Below are 15,033 nucleotides of genomic sequence, written 5' to 3' on the forward strand. Positions count from 1 at the left end.
CGCTTAGTGAGAGATGGATATGATCTCACCATGCTTCGGGGTGAGCTTGAATATATCATCGTACCCGATCTGTCCGGTAATGTACTGGGCGGTATTGATGACACCGCCATGGCAGAAACAGATAATGTGGGAGTAGCCTTTCTCTTTGCAGGAAGAGATGAACTCTTCTACCCTCAAAATCATATTCTGGAGAGTCTCTCCATCCGGTATCTCCATCTTATGCCATGTGGCAAACCAGAGATTCTCATCACCCAATGCAAGATCTGAAATATCATACCACGGTCTCATCTCCCAACTTCCGAAGTTAAACTCCATAAGCCGGTCATCCCTTATGGCATCGCCATATCCACAGTAGTCCGCAAGCAGTGTCGCCCTGCTCAGAGGGGAAGTAAAAGAGGCATCATACCTATGTCCGAGAGCATCCAACTTCTGTTTGACCTGCTCGGCTTCGTGTTCAAAGTTTTTGGATACGGGAACATCCGTTTGTCCGTAACAGAGTATGGGGTCTATGCTTAAAGAGGTGTGTCTTATCCAGTCTATTGTCATATTATCGGGGTTTCTGCATCAGGGGGACGGGGCATCACCCTTTCTTCATTCCGCCAAGGCGTTTAGCTTCACGATAGCTCTCTTTCGGAGCTTCGGTGTTCTTGCCTTTTCTGTTTGCCCCCTTAGTGCCGGAGCTGATCTTTCTTCCTTTCCTTAGTTCTGCGCTTTTCGGAGAAGAGAAGCGTATGCCATCTCTATCGTCCTGCTCGTCCCTGCCAAAACGGACAAATACATCTTGAGAGGAGCGAGCTTTTTCTCTACTTACTTTTCTGAATATGCCTTTTAGGGGAACAGACGAGTGGTCCAAACGCACATCATCATCCACACAGGCTTTGTCGCCGATACCCACTACTTCGTTATTCTTAGTCACCCGACCGGCACGGATGAGCTCTTCTGACTCCTTTCGGGTAAAGTCGTAGTATTCGCTTAGAATACGACTGATACGAATTTCCATAGTATCTTTTTTCTAATACTTTTACGGGCACAAAGATATATTAAAATGCGGAAGTTGAAAATAGTAGTTTTAAGATTATTGCACACTCCTCTCCGCTCTTTTCTGCAAGTCTTTTCATTCTTCTCTTTTCCGTGTTCAAAAGTTGTTCTGAACAGGGATATTTTCTTTGTTGAACGGGTTAAGATTTTCAAACCAAATCTTCATTTGGAGCAATCAAATCTTGATGCCTGCAAATCGAGCCTTGAATCCTGCAAATCAAGTCTTAACTTCTACAAACCGGCTCTTGATTTACAACTGTATAAGGCATCACATCATCTTTTGTAAGTGTATAGTCTGTTTTGTGAACGGATATAAAAGAGGCACCGACTACTGCGGTGCCTCAAAATACAGAATTGTGAAATAGTAGCAAGGATTAAATAGTATAGCAGAAATACCTCCACTCACTCCACGGACAGAGTATATCTCCTACTTTTGCTCTGACACGCCAACGGCCTCTTTGAGCTCCAACGAACAGATGATCAAGGTATGTTTTAGATGTTTTGTAGGTGTAATTGTGGCTTTTACCGCTCTCAATTGCTTGGTCGGAGGCCCAACCGCAACAGAAATGATCCGTCTCCACGTGGTATTCAACAGGAACACCTTCTACTGCAACGGGAGTCCATTCAAACCTTGTATCTCTTGGGTAGTGGCTGAAAATCTGGTAGGGGAATGGGCTTATTTGTTTTGGAACAACACCGCTCCACCAGTTTAGTGTCGGGTCTCCCAATAGTACCAAGCCGTAGAACCAGCCTATTTCCCAGTCTTCATGTTTAGCTCCCAAGCATTTCCACCATTCTACAAAGGCTTCTCCTATTGTCATGCCTTTGCCCATCGGGCCATAGAAGTTTTCAAAGAAGAGCATCGACCCAGACTTTGTACTACCTATTGCAGCCATACCCGGATTGATACCGTTGCCGGGCTTGTCAAAAATGTACCATCCTGCCATATAATCCGGCTGAGTAAACAGGGCACTGCTGCATGCAAAGAGGTTGTAGAAGTTTGCTTGAGGAGGATTTTCGTCTTTGATGTATTTGACTCTTATGTAGTTGTCCTCCTCCTTGAATGGTTCGTTAGGGATAGAAAAACGGTGGAGATAAGGGTTGGAGTGAGCACAAACCTGAGCCCAACCGAAATGTTTAGCCATCTTTGCCTTGTAGGTGTTGGCATTGGTTTCTTTTTTGTCCGTGCAAACGTCGATGTTACTGCTTGGAAGCATCATATCCATAGCACAATCTCCGAATCCTGCCCAGTCGTCATCCACGATGGTCAGACCTTTATTGGATTGTCCTAAGAGTCCTTTTCTAAAGTAGTGATTGCGAGCAAAGTACTGATTTATAAGCCGGGCGTTGTTGCCGTTCATGTCGGGAGTCCATATTCTACCCACCCATATCTCGGCATCTATATCTCCGGCGTGTATATTGTAGTCTCCATCTTTGTCTTTGTCTTTCCATCTTCCATTGGCATCCATGAAGAAAAGATCACAAGGAAATACCGAGGAGTGACCTCTAGCTTTATGCTCATACCATGCAATGGGAAGATTCCCAACGAATACTACACCTCTGAGAGCTGCTTTTCTCTTTCTGTCTTTTTCGTTTTTCTTTTCTCCCTTGCTTTCTCGCGGATTTTCAATAAATCTCTTTCGGTTTCGGATAATGAATTTTCTTAAATCTGCCGCCGTTCCTCCTTTATATCTATACACATCTGCATAGTACCCGTCGTTTGCAACATCAAGAACGTATTGGTCTATGGAAGATTTAATGTCGGGATATAAGTTGTAGTTGACGACAACGATCATCCTTCCTTTGGTATAAACGTGTGTAGAATACTTGGTGAAGAGCTTCAAACCCGGCCCGAAAGAAGGACGAGGAACTCGCTTAACAAGAGGTTTGTCTAACTTTTCTCTGCGTCTTTTGTAGTTGCCGAATGTTTGGCGTTTGACCTTGATCGTATCGTCAAACTCTATTTCTTGTAGTTGTTTGATGTTACTGTAGTCAATCTTAAACTCTTTGGAGTTTTTCACTGCTTTAAGGTTGAGTTTTTCATTAGCCATAATGGTTTGTTTTATTGATGAATGAATAAATAATATAAATCGCTCGGAGTACTACACTGCTCCGAAAAGCGAATAAAAAGGTTTTGATCGTGCTTTTTACAGAAAGGTATTATCTGTGTCTGTCTCAAAGTTATGAAAATAAGTGGGAAAAATAAAGAAACCTCCGGGTTTTGTATCACACTCGAACGATCGATGAAAAGTGATGAGCTTTTCTTGTGGATTTCTTTCTAAAAACCTGTTTTTTATTTGAACTATAATCTGTACCTTTGATTTCAGCTTTACTCCCAATATTTTGCGTCGAAGAAATGCGTAAAACACCAAACTCCACTCCAAATATCAAGGTAGCGGAAAGCTATCATGTACCGGTGCTTCTGGATGAAACACTGGATGCGTTGAACATAAAACCGGATGGTATCTATGTCGATTGTACATTCGGAGGAGGAGGACACAGCAAAGCCATCGTGGAGCGACTCTCCTCCAAAGGCAGGCTTATTGCTGTGGATCAGGATGCAGATGCCATTCGGAATATCCCGGAGGGAGAAGAGCGAATGCTTTTCGTGCATGGGAATTTCCGGTATCTTCGCCACTATCTCGCTTATATCGGAGTGGAGAAAGTGGATGGCATATTGGCGGATCTGGGTGTCTCTTCTCATCATTTCGATGATCCCGACAGGGGTTTCAGCTTCCGCTTCGATGCTCCATTGGATATGCGGATGAATGCTCAACAGAAACAGACCGCTGCGGATCTTCTACTCTCTGCGACGGAAGAGGAGTTGGCTTTGATCTTTAGAAACTATGGAGAGCTGAATCAGCCGTATCGTATAGCCAAGACTATAAAGCAAGCGATTGAGAAAGGTTTGCCTTTACGAACAGTGAATGACCTTATAGGCATACTCTCTCCATCTCTTTTCCGGGAGAACGATAAGAAGAGTCTGGCAAAGCTTTTTCAGGCTCTTCGGATAGAGTTGAATGATGAGATGGGAGCTCTGAAAGATCTGTTGAGGTATTCAAGAGAGCTTCTCGCAGATGATGGACGGATAGCAATCATTACCTATCACTCTTTGGAGGACAGACCGGTGAAGAACTTTTTCCGCTATGGCAACATGGAGGGGACAAGAGAGGTGGATATGTATGGAAATGTACTCTCTCCAATGCGCCCCTTGTTCAAGAAAGCCGTGTTGCCTTCTGCTGAGGAAATAGACAGGAATCCTCGTTCTCGCAGTGCAAAACTGCGTGTAGGTATGCCGAACATAGAGGAGTAGAGACGGTTTCAAGATTTTATAACTGAAAATTTATGAGTAGCAAGAGTGGCAAAGAGAACAGATCAAGAAGTACTTTCTTCGGCTTTCTTGATGGAACGTGGGTGGCAAACCGCTGGACTCCACGCACTACGAAGTATGCCATAGCCATCGTTCTCTCTTCTTTTATCTCCATCACCGCATCATATACGTCTATGGGCTTTCAGAGAAGGCTCGAAAAGCTGAAAAAGGAAGTGAAGGAGCTTAAAATGGAGCGAATATCGGTGAACTCTACTCTTGTTCAGAACAGACGCATCACCGTTATAGAGGAGAGAGTGAAGAGTGCCGAACTCGAAATATCCTCTCCGGATACGCCACCCATATATATAGATTAGAGATCTTCAATATAGAGTCCCGACAGATGAGCGATAGTCCAAAAGAGTTTCGGAACAGGATCCGAGATAAAGAGAGCCGCCCAAAGGTGGCAGGAGGTCGATCAAGTGAAGAAGATAAGATCGTTGTACAGAAGCAACGGAAGAAGTTCTTGAAAAACTTCTATCATCTTTACGCTTGGTTGATGGTCTGTGTGGGCTTCGGAGTCATTGTAAAAGCTCTTGTTGTAACCACAACAGAGCGACAAATCTGGCTGGAGAAAGATAAAATCCATCAACAGCCGGATGTTTCGGTACTGCCCACACGGGGAAATATCTACTCGGCTATGAATACTGCCATGGCTGTAAGTGTACCAAGATACAAGGTAAGCATAGACTTTAAGGCTGCCGGATTTAAGGACTCTATATTCAAGGCAAATGTGGACTCTATGGCTTGGTATCTTTCCGGAATACTGGGAGATAAAAGTGTAAGGCAGTATAAGGAGTACTTGATGAAGGCTTACGCCGAAGGGCGAAAGGGTAAACGTCGTACTCAGCGTATCATTCCCAAAGAGATCTCACACCTGGAACGACAACAGCTTGCTGCAGCTCCATATTTCAATATTCGGAATAGAAACGTCAGTGGAATCATAGATGAACCGGTGATTAGACGAGAGAGACCTTATGGTAATATGGCTTCTCGGACGGTGGGTTTTCTGCGTTCTGAAACAGATTCGACGGGATTGTCGCACGGCAGTAGTGGATTGGAGTTGGAGTACGACTCTCTGTTGTGTGGGGTGCCGGGCATCAATGCTAAAAAAAGAGTAAGCGGTCAATGGGTCTATCCGGTAAAGAAAAAGCCTGTAAACGGATGCGATATACATACAACCATAGATGTCAATATTCAGGACATAACGGAGCGGGCTCTATTGGAGAAAGTGAAGGAGTTTGATGCTCTATGGGGAACCGCCGTGATTATGGAGGTTGCCACAGGAGAGATAAAGGCGATGTCCAACCTCGACAGAAAGAGCAACGGAGAGTATGCAGAGACTGTCAATCATGCTTTAAGGGATCTTTTGGAACCAGGCTCCACAATTAAAGTGCCTTCCGTAATGGCTGTGTTGGAAGATGGGCACGGATCGCCTGATGATATAATAGATGTAGGCAATGGGACATGGCTCTTCAACAAAAGGGTTGTTCAGGACCACAACAAAGATCGTGGGGGATACGGAGATATTACTTTGGCACAGTCTATCTGGTTCTCTTCCAATGTCGGCGTTGCCAAGGCTGTAACAAGAGGATACGGAAACGACTATAAAGCATTCCGAGACCGACTGGTAAAGATGTCTTTGCTTGAACCGATCTCTCTGGAAATTCCCGGTACGGCAAAACCTTTTATAAAAGAGGCAAAAAATTGGGATAAGACCTCCATCGCATGGATATCTTTCGGGTACGAAACACAGATACCTCCTATATATATGCTTCGTTTTTATAATGGTATAGCCAATAACGGAAGGGTCATGCAGCCGTATCTGGTAAGAAAAATCGTGAGGGATGAAGAGGTCTTGAAGCGTACGGAACCGACCGTTGTAAAGGAGCGTATGGCAAGTGAAAAGACTCTGCGACAGATACAGCAGATGCTCAGAGAAGTGGTAACCGAAGGAACGGCAAAATCTGCTCTGTCTAACTCCGTAGAAATATCCGGAAAGACTGGAACGGCTTATATTTCCGAGGGACGTGGAGGATATGGAAGAGGTAAGAATGTAACTTTTGCCGGATACTTTCCTTCGTCTGAACCTAAATACAGTATAATTGTGGTGATAAGCAGACCACAAACCAGGCTGGGAGCAGGTGCTGTCTGTGGTCCGGTGGTAAAGTCTATCGCCGAACAGATCCATGCCACTACGATGTATGCGGAACTGAACGATATAACTCCCGACTCTCTGGCTACATTCCGTATGCCGATACATGGTGGAAGAGGCGATGTAGTGGAGAAGGCTTGGAAGTTTGTGATAGATAAGAATAGTATCGAGAAAGCAGATGGAGAGGTTTCCAACTGGATCAAGTATGGAAGAGATAGTTTAGGAAACTCTTTCCCTCAAGAGGTTAATATTGCAGAGGATCGGATGCCTTCTTTAATAGGCATGATGCCAATGGATGCCATTTATCTTGCACAGTCTTGTGGCTTGAAAGTATCCGTAGGCAATCATGGATCTAAAGTGGTGGCACAGTCCATTCCGGCAGGACAGAAAATAAAGCCGGGCGCACAACTCTTCATAAGACTGCATTAGCAGGTCAAGCAGACTTTCTTGAAGTGCTTAGTTTTGAATAATTAAAAGAACAGATACCAATATATGACAATTCAGCAACTATTTAAGGGAATTCCTCATGAGCAATTGGCGGATGTGGGGCATATAGAGATTAAAGGAATACAATCCGACTCAAGAAAGGTAAATTCGGGAGATCTTTTTGTTGCTATCCGTGGAACTATGTCGGATGGACACGACTTTATTTGTCAAGCAGTAGAAAAGGGAGCTGTGGCAATCTTGTGTGAAGAACTTCCCGAATATGATCTGCCGGAAGAGATTGCCATTATCCGCACAGAACATACGGATGTCGTTGTGGGAATGGTTGCTGCCAATTTTTATGGGCATCCGTCTGATAAGATAAAGCTGGTAGGAGTTACCGGAACAAATGGTAAGACAACTACTGCGACACTACTATATGAGGTGTTCAGAAAGTTGGGGTATAAGGTCGGCTTGCTTTCTACGGTTTGTGTCAGAATAGGAGATGAGCAGATAGAAGCTGTTCGTACAACTCCCGATGCTCTTACTCTTCAATACTTCTTGCACAGAATGGTCGAGGAGGGATGTAGCTACGCATTTATGGAGGTCTCTTCTCATGCTGTGGTTCAACACAGAATAGGAGGGACAACATTTGCCGGTGGTATATTTACGAACCTTACGCATGATCATCTGGACTATCACTTGACATTCGATAATTATCTCAGAGCCAAACAGGGATTTTTTGATCAGTTGTCTCAAGATGCGTTTGCTCTGACCAATGTGGATGATAGAAATGGTATGGTCATGGTACAAAATGCCAAAACATCTGTTTATACTTATGGGCTCAAGACCGACTCTACTTTTAAGGGAAAGATCATAGAAAAGCATTTGGATGGTACCGAAATGCTTATGGATGGTACAGAGATTTTTACTCATTTCGTAGGGGATTTCAATGGATATAATCTTATGGCCGTGTATGGTGCAGCAAGACTCTTGGGTGTCGAGAAGGATGTCCTACTTCCCGTTATGAGCAGTCTGATACCGGTTAATGGCAGATTTCAGACCATAATGTCTCCGAGAGGATTTGTGGCCGTTGTAGACTATGCTCACACGCCTGATGCTTTAGAAAATGTGTTACATACGGTTTCCGACTTGGTACAAGGCAAAGGAGAGCTGATTACAGTCGTTGGCTGTGGCGGAAATCGGGATAAAGAGAAGCGTCCTATCATGGCGGCAGTAGGAGCAAAGTGGAGTAGCAAGCTTATCTTGACTTCTGATAATCCGAGAGATGAAGAGCCAATGCAAATTCTTAAAGAGATGGAAAGCGGGCTGCTTCCAAATGAAAAAGCCCAAGTACTGACCATTGAAGATAGAAAGCAGGCTATAAAGACGGCATGTATGTTGGCGAAGAAAGGAGATGTTGTTCTTATCGCCGGTAAGGGACATGAAAATTACCAGGAAATACGTGGCGTAAAGTACCATTTTGATGATGTGGAGGAGGTTCTTGACTGCTATAAATCCATGTAAAGGTCTAATGCTTTATTACCATTCTTAATCCTTATGCTTACTTATCTGATAGACTATCTGCAATCTTTGCAAGTGCCGGGAATCAATGCTTTTTCTTACGTTACAACTCGTTCCGGTATCGCTTTTGTTTTGGCTTTGTTGCTGGCAACCATCGTTGGGAAAAAAATTATAGCTCGACTTCAACTGCTGCAATTGGGGGAAATCATCCGTCCATTGGACTTAGAGGGAGAAAAGAGTAAGGCGGGAACACCTTCTATGGGAGGGATTATCATCATCGTGTCTCTACTTATACCGGTACTTCTTTTTGCCAAGCTTAATAATGTATATATCATACTGATGATTCTTACCACTCTTTGGCTGGGTGTTTTAGGATTTATAGATGATTATATCAAGCTTGTCAAGAAGAATAAAGAGGGCTTGAGAGGCAGGTATAAAATCATTGCACAGGTAGGACTCGGCACCATCGTTGCCGTTGTTCTATTCATGAGTCCGAGTGTGGTAATTTTGGAAAATCATGAGGTAAGACATCAGGAAACACAGGAGATAACCGTAACCTATAATCTCGTTCCGGAGAAATCTACCACCACAACAATTCCTTTCGTTAAAGAAAACAACTTCGATTATAGCTGGTTTGTTTCTGGTTTTAACCGGCATAAGGAGATGTTGACCTTTCTCATTTTTATTATTGCCTGTATTCTCATTGTAACGGCCGTTTCCAATGGCGCAAATATGACAGATGGATTGGATGGACTTGCAGCAGGGTCTTCTGCTTTTATGGGAATGGCTCTGGGTATTCTCGCTTATGTCTCATCTCACCTCACTTTTGCTGAGTATCTAAATGTCATGTTTATTCCCGGAGCAGAAGAACTGGTGGTATTTGCAGCCGCATTTGTAGGAGCAACGATGGGATTCCTTTGGTACAATTCTTATCCTGCACAAGTATTTATGGGGGATACAGGAAGTCTTACCATCGGAGGTATAATAGCTGTTTATGCAATAGTTATAAGGAAAGAACTTCTTTTGCCCATCCTTTGTGGAATATTTGTTGTAGAAAATCTATCCGTTATATTGCAGAGATATTATTATAAATACACAAAGAAAAAACAAGGAGTGGGTAAGCGGATCTTCAAGATGGCTCCACTACATCATCACTTTCAGAAACCGGGGAACGAGGGGATAGATGCTATAATACAAAAACCTATTACACCTATTCCTGAAGCAAAGATTGTAACAAGATTTTGGCTAATAGGTGCTATACTTGCTATATTAACTATCATAACTTTGAAGTTGAGATGAAGAAGATTGTCGTTTTAGGAGCCGGAGAGAGTGGACTACAAGCTGCTCTTTTAGCGAAAAAGAAGGGATACGAAGTCTTTGTCTCGGATAAGAATAATATACCGACTGAAGTTAAGGAGTCTCTAAACTCTGCTGGAATACTTTTCGAGGAAGGAGGACACACTTGGGAAAATATAAGCGATGCAACAATCGCGGTAAAAAGTCCGGGTATTCCACAAACAGCTCCAATAATTTTACAATTAAGAGAGAATGGATGTGAAGTAATATCAGAAATAGAGTTTGCTGCGCGCCATATGGAGGGCGCAAATTTTATCGCCGTAACCGGAAGCAATGGAAAGACTACGACTACTTCTCTTATTGCTCATGTATTAAGGTCTGCCGGTTGGGATGCTGTCGAATCCGGTAATATTGGTTTTGCCCTTTCCAGATATGCGCAGGAAGATTCCCGAAGAGATATTTATGTGGTAGAGCTTTCCAGCTTTCAATTGGAAGATATGCCGACATTCTCTCCTTATGTTTCTATTATTTTGAATATTACGCCCGATCATCTTGATAGGTATGATTATGATATAGAGAAATATGCCGATGCAAAGGGAAAGGTTTTTTGCAATCTTGCTTCAGATGGTCTTGCTATCTATTTTGGCGAAGATGAGGAGATCAGAAAATTGCTTGTGCGTTATCCGATCTCTTCCGGAATTGCAAAATTTAAGTTTTATACCCAACAACCGGAGGCAGATCTTTACTTTGGCGCATTAAGAGAGGATGATATTTTAGTGGCTTTGCCTCAGGGACGTTTTTCGTTCAAACTATCAGAGTTGAGCCTGAAAGGTGTGCACAACTACTGTAATATAATGGCAGCAATAGCAGCAACTCTGCATGCCGGAGTAGATCTTTTTGCTTTGAAAGAGGCTCTGAGAACATTTAAGAGTGTTCCGCATCGTATGGAAGATGCCGGGATTGTAGAGTCTGTTCACTACATCAACGACTCTAAAGCCACCAATATAGATGCAACGAAGTATGCTCTCGGAGCCATGGCAGATAAAGATATCATATTGATACTCGGAGGAACAGACAAAGGTAACGACTATACCACAATAGCAGAGGAGGTAAAAAGAACATCTCTCGGTCTTATATTTATGACAAAGGATTATCAGAAATTGGAGCAACAGTTAGGCTCTCTCGGTATTCCTTATGTGGTATCGGAGGAGGTGCAGCATACTGTCAGAAAGGCACATGAAATGGCAAAAGAGTATGGAGCTCATACCGTTTTGCTCTCTCCTTGTTGTGCAAGTTTTGATCTATTCAAGAATTATGAGGATAGAGGAGACCGTTTTAAGGAAGCTGTAAAAACCTTATTATGAAGTAGTGCTATGACAACACTTGAAGCTAAAGATCGATTGCCGGACACTCATCTTTCTCATCAAAAGAAACTATTTGCCGGAGACAAGACCCTTTGGATGATCATTGCTCTTCTGATGGTCATGTCTCTGTTGAGCGTCTATTCTGCCATTTCCAATGAGGCATTTGCTCATGATTCTTCTGTTTTTGCTCCTATGCTTAAGCACGTTGCTCTTATGATCATGGCGCTTGTTGTTTGTGTGGTCTTTTCTCATATTCCAACGAAGTTGTGGCGTAAGTTCGCTCTGTTTGGGCTTATTTTGGGTATTGTGCTACTTCTTCTTACCCAATTTATGGGTATTGAGCGTAATGGAGGAAAGAGGTGGCTCAGTATCTTAGGTTTTGAGTTTCAAACCTCAGAGGTGGCACGCCTTTGCCTCATCAACTATATTGCGTTCAAACTTTCTGTCGAAGAGTATGCCAGCAAACGTACTTTTATACATATTGCGTTGGCAACCGGAGCTATCTGTATTCCTATTTTTCTCCAGAATATCTCTAGTGGGCTTCTCCTTGGTATGACTTCCTACATCCTCTGTTTTCTGGGGAAGGTGCATAAGAGAACCTTTATAAAAGGAACCATAGCAATGTTTGCAGGAGCAGCTTTACTTGTCTGTTTATTGCTAATTCTTCCGATGGATGTTGTAAATAAGATTCCGGGTCGATTTGGTACGGGAAAAGCGCGGATAGAGAGCTTTATTGGTAAGAATGCTATCGAAAAAGAGAACGAAGATGAAGGAAAAGACTTTCAACGGATACAAGCCAATATTGCTATTGTAAAAGGAGGAGTAACAGGTGTTGGGCCTGGAAACAGCGAGTCTCGTCTTGTCTTGCCTCAGCCTTTCTCCGATTTTATATTTGTAATTATCCTCGAAGAGTATGGGCTTATTGCCGGGCTCCTATGTATCGCTCTTTATATTTGGCTTCTCTTTTATATTGGGAAGCTGGCCAGCAGACTAAAATTGTTCTACCCTAAATTCTTAGTCATAGGGATTGGTATAATTATATGTACTCAAGCTCTCATACACATGATGGTAAATGTAGGAATCATGCCTGTTACAGGACAGACCCTTCCTTTTATCAGCAAAGGAGGATCATCTTATCTTGTAACATCCATCTATTTTGCCCTCATTTTATCTGCAAGTAGAGAGCTTGAAGAGCAACAAGAAGAAGCCATTGCTCAAATGTCCGGGGCAGAAACTCCAATAGCTATTAACACAGAAGTTATACCGGAAGTTCCCATAACTGATGCATCCTATTACGATGACGAAAATACCGGATACCATAAACATAGAAAATCATGAGTAAAGAGCTAAAGAATATCATTATCAGTGGCGGAGGTACAGGAGGGCATATCTTTCCCGCTATCTCTATTGCAGACGAAATAAAGAGACGTTATCCCTCTTGTAAGATTCTGTTTGTGGGGGCAAAAGGACGAATGGAAGAGGAAAAAGTTCCTAATGCCGGTTATGAGATACTTCTCCTTCCTATAATGGGATTGCAAAGGAAGAAGGTTTGGAAAAATATCAAAGTATTTTACCGTCTCCTCAAAAGCCTAAGAATGGTAAAAGGAGCCATCAAAGAGATTAAGCCTCAAGCCGTAATAGGAGTGGGAGGATATGCCAGTGCCCCTACTTTAATAGCAGCCCAACGTCTTGGCATAACAACTTTGGTGCAGGAGCAAAACTCTTATGCCGGAGTTACGAATAAGATTGTTGGAAAGAAAGCAAAGGCTGTCTTTGTCGCTTATGACAATATGAAGAGATTTTTTCCAAAAGCTCCAATACACTTTACAGGGAATCCGATCAGAGCAAGTTTGACGAATCAACTTCCGGCTAAAGAAGTTTGTGCTGAAGCTTTTGGCTTATCTCCTGATAAACCGACACTGCTTATTATTGGAGGCAGCCTTGGGGCATTGAGCGTGAATCAGGGAGTGATTGCAAAGATAGATATGCTTGCCAAACGTACAGACATACAAGTATTGTGGCAGACAGGGGCGGCATATTTCAAAAAAGTAGAGGCTGCGCTTAAAGCACACGGATCGCCTTCTAACATTGTGGCACGCAAATTTATTTACGAAATGGAGAAAGCTTATGCTTTGGCTACTGTCGTCATTTCACGAGCCGGGGCAAGTAGTATATCCGAAATTTCGGCATTGGGACTCGCATCTATCTTAGTCCCGTCTCCAAATGTTGCCGAAGATCATCAGACACATAATGCCATGGCTTTGGTTCAGAAGAATGCGGCATTGATGGTTAAGGATGCGGACTGCTCAACATCTCTTATCCCCACGGCTCTTTCTCTTTTGGATGATCACGAAAAGTGTCGTACACTGTCTGAAAATGTCCGTCCATTGGGCAGAGTAAATGCAGCAGAACAAATAGTAGATATTTTGGAAAAGATATTGCGAGAATGAATATAAAAGAGACTTATACTCCAATTTTCTTCATTGGAATAGGAGGAATTGGGATGAGTGCTATTGCACGATATTTTCTTCTTCACGGATTCAAAGTAGGAGGATACGACAGAACAGAGAGCCATATCACACGTGCTCTTGTCGCAGAAGGTGCGGAAGTTTTTTATGATGACAATTCAGACTTTATACCCGAAGCTTTTCGCTCGGAAGATACCTACGTTATCTACACTCCGGCTGTCCCGACTGATGCTTCCGTGATGTCTTATTACAGAAATAAAGGGATCAAATTATACAAACGTTCTCAGGCTTTGGGAGAGATTACGTCTCGTTCTAAGGCTCTTTGCATTGCCGGAACACATGGCAAGACCACCACTTCTACCATCTTGGCTTGTCTTATGGCAGAAACAGTGATACCATCTGAACATGTCGGTGTGAATGCTTTCCTTGGAGGAATTTCTCTCAACTATAACAGCAATCTTCTCTTGGACGCAGATGCTTCTTTTACAGTTGCCGAGGCAGATGAGTATGACCGATCGTTTCATACCCTTCATCCTCACTATGCCATCATTACATCTACCAGTCCGGATCACTTGGATATCTATGGCACGGAAGAAGCATATTTGGAGGCCTTCTCGCATTTTACTTCCCTTGTTTCGCCTAAGGGAGGGTTAGTCATGCACAAGCATGCAACCTGTACACCTCGCTTACGCGAAGGTGCTCAGTTCTACACCTATGCTAAGAATGAGCAGGCAGATTTTTATAGTAATAATTTACAGTTTAGATCCGGTGAGCTATACTTTGACTTCCATTTTCCCGGAGGTGTTTACCGGGAGATGCACATTGGTGTTCCTATTGAAATCAATGTGGAAAATGCAACGGCAGCCCTCGCGGTAGCTCACTTATGTGGAAAAAGTGAGGCAGAACTCCGTTTGAATCTCTCTTCATTTAAGGGGGTTCATCGCCGATTTGAACGAGTGCTTTCCGGGGGAGAAGGGGGCTTTGTCCTTATTGACGATTATGCACACCATCCCGAAGAGATAGCGGCAAGCATCCGTTCCGTGAGAGTCCTCTATCCTGATAGCAGACTCACGGCAATTTTTCAACCACACCTTTACAGCCGTACCGCAGACTTTTATAAAGAGTTTGCCGAAGCTCTTTCTCAAGAAGCACAAGTTGTTCTCCTTCCCATCTATCCGGCAAGAGAAGAGCCTATGCCCGGAATTACATCCGAACTTATTTTGGAGCATATCTCTCCCAATGTTATTGCGACCTCTTGCTCCAAGTCGGAGTTGACGAAGACATTGGATCGTTTTCTGGCAGATGTCTATCTCATGCTTGGAGCGGGAGATATAGAGTTATTGGTACCGGAGGTTAAAGAATATCTCATCCAAAAACAGAAAAAAGCACTATCTTAGA

Annotated in this window: 12 protein-coding genes; 9 read left to right on the forward strand and 3 right to left on the reverse strand. The window is 43.2% G+C overall.

Going from position 1 to position 15,033, the window contains the following annotated elements; all coding sequences use genetic code 11:
- Nucleotides 1-3: 3 nt before the first annotated feature.
- The 3 genes from JT26_RS01740 to JT26_RS01750 form a co-directional block, all read right to left on the reverse strand.
- Nucleotides 4-546, reverse strand: coding sequence for a histidine phosphatase family protein (locus JT26_RS01740; RefSeq protein ID WP_036845330.1), 543 nt, complete (start codon nucleotides 544-546; stop codon nucleotides 4-6).
- 34 nt (nucleotides 547-580) lie between these two features.
- On the reverse strand, nucleotides 581-1,000 hold the full coding sequence (locus JT26_RS01745; RefSeq protein WP_081966355.1) for a hypothetical protein: 420 nt from the start codon (nucleotides 998-1,000) through the stop codon (nucleotides 581-583).
- A gap of 412 nt (nucleotides 1,001-1,412) precedes the next feature.
- Entirely contained in the window at nucleotides 1,413-3,089 is a 1,677-nt protein-coding gene (locus tag JT26_RS01750; RefSeq protein WP_036845333.1) for a hypothetical protein, read from the reverse strand.
- A gap of 305 nt (nucleotides 3,090-3,394) precedes the next feature.
- On the opposite strand from JT26_RS01750, the gene rsmH reads away from it, so the two are divergent.
- From rsmH to murC, 9 genes are all read left to right on the forward strand, one after another.
- Nucleotides 3,395-4,351, forward strand: coding sequence for a 16S rRNA (cytosine(1402)-N(4))-methyltransferase RsmH (rsmH, locus tag JT26_RS01755; RefSeq protein WP_036845336.1), 957 nt, complete (start codon nucleotides 3,395-3,397; stop codon nucleotides 4,349-4,351).
- A 32-nt stretch (nucleotides 4,352-4,383) separates the two neighbouring features.
- A complete protein-coding gene (locus JT26_RS01760; RefSeq protein ID WP_036845339.1) occupies nucleotides 4,384-4,722 on the forward strand; it encodes an FtsL-like putative cell division protein in 339 nt (112 codons plus the stop codon).
- A 26-nt stretch (nucleotides 4,723-4,748) separates the two neighbouring features.
- Nucleotides 4,749-6,989 (forward strand): penicillin-binding protein, encoded by a 2,241-nt coding sequence (locus JT26_RS01765; RefSeq protein ID WP_052110288.1) that lies wholly within the window; start codon nucleotides 4,749-4,751, stop codon nucleotides 6,987-6,989.
- Nucleotides 6,990-7,052: 63 nt separating this feature from the next.
- Nucleotides 7,053-8,510 carry a UDP-N-acetylmuramoyl-L-alanyl-D-glutamate--2,6-diaminopimelate ligase gene (locus JT26_RS01770; protein WP_036845343.1) on the forward strand — a complete coding sequence of 486 codons (1,458 nt, stop codon included), beginning with the start codon at nucleotides 7,053-7,055 and terminating at the stop codon, nucleotides 8,508-8,510.
- A 33-nt stretch (nucleotides 8,511-8,543) separates the two neighbouring features.
- Nucleotides 8,544-9,806, forward strand: coding sequence for a phospho-N-acetylmuramoyl-pentapeptide-transferase (gene mraY / locus JT26_RS01775; RefSeq protein WP_036789268.1), 1,263 nt, complete (start codon nucleotides 8,544-8,546; stop codon nucleotides 9,804-9,806).
- Nucleotides 9,803-11,167 carry a UDP-N-acetylmuramoyl-L-alanine--D-glutamate ligase gene (murD, locus tag JT26_RS01780; protein WP_036845346.1) on the forward strand — a complete coding sequence of 455 codons (1,365 nt, stop codon included), beginning with the start codon at nucleotides 9,803-9,805 and terminating at the stop codon, nucleotides 11,165-11,167. The genes mraY and murD overlap by 4 nt, the downstream gene beginning before the upstream one ends.
- A 9-nt stretch (nucleotides 11,168-11,176) precedes the next feature.
- Nucleotides 11,177-12,505: an FtsW/RodA/SpoVE family cell cycle protein gene (locus JT26_RS01785; RefSeq protein WP_036845362.1), complete on the forward strand. Its 1,329-nt coding sequence runs from the start codon at nucleotides 11,177-11,179 to the stop codon at nucleotides 12,503-12,505.
- Complete coding sequence (murG, locus tag JT26_RS01790) at nucleotides 12,502-13,617, forward strand: undecaprenyldiphospho-muramoylpentapeptide beta-N-acetylglucosaminyltransferase (RefSeq protein WP_036789262.1); 1,116 nt, start codon at nucleotides 12,502-12,504, stop codon at nucleotides 13,615-13,617. The genes JT26_RS01785 and murG overlap by 4 nt, the downstream gene beginning before the upstream one ends.
- On the forward strand, nucleotides 13,614-15,032 hold the full coding sequence (gene murC, locus JT26_RS01795; protein ID WP_036845365.1) for a UDP-N-acetylmuramate--L-alanine ligase: 1,419 nt from the start codon (nucleotides 13,614-13,616) through the stop codon (nucleotides 15,030-15,032). The genes murG and murC overlap by 4 nt, the downstream gene beginning before the upstream one ends.
- Nucleotide 15,033: the final 1 nt, after the last annotated feature.

Source organism: Porphyromonas sp. COT-108 OH1349, from assembly GCF_000768755.1.
GTDB classification, from domain to species: Bacteria; Bacteroidota; Bacteroidia; order Bacteroidales; family Porphyromonadaceae; genus Porphyromonas_A; species Porphyromonas_A canoris.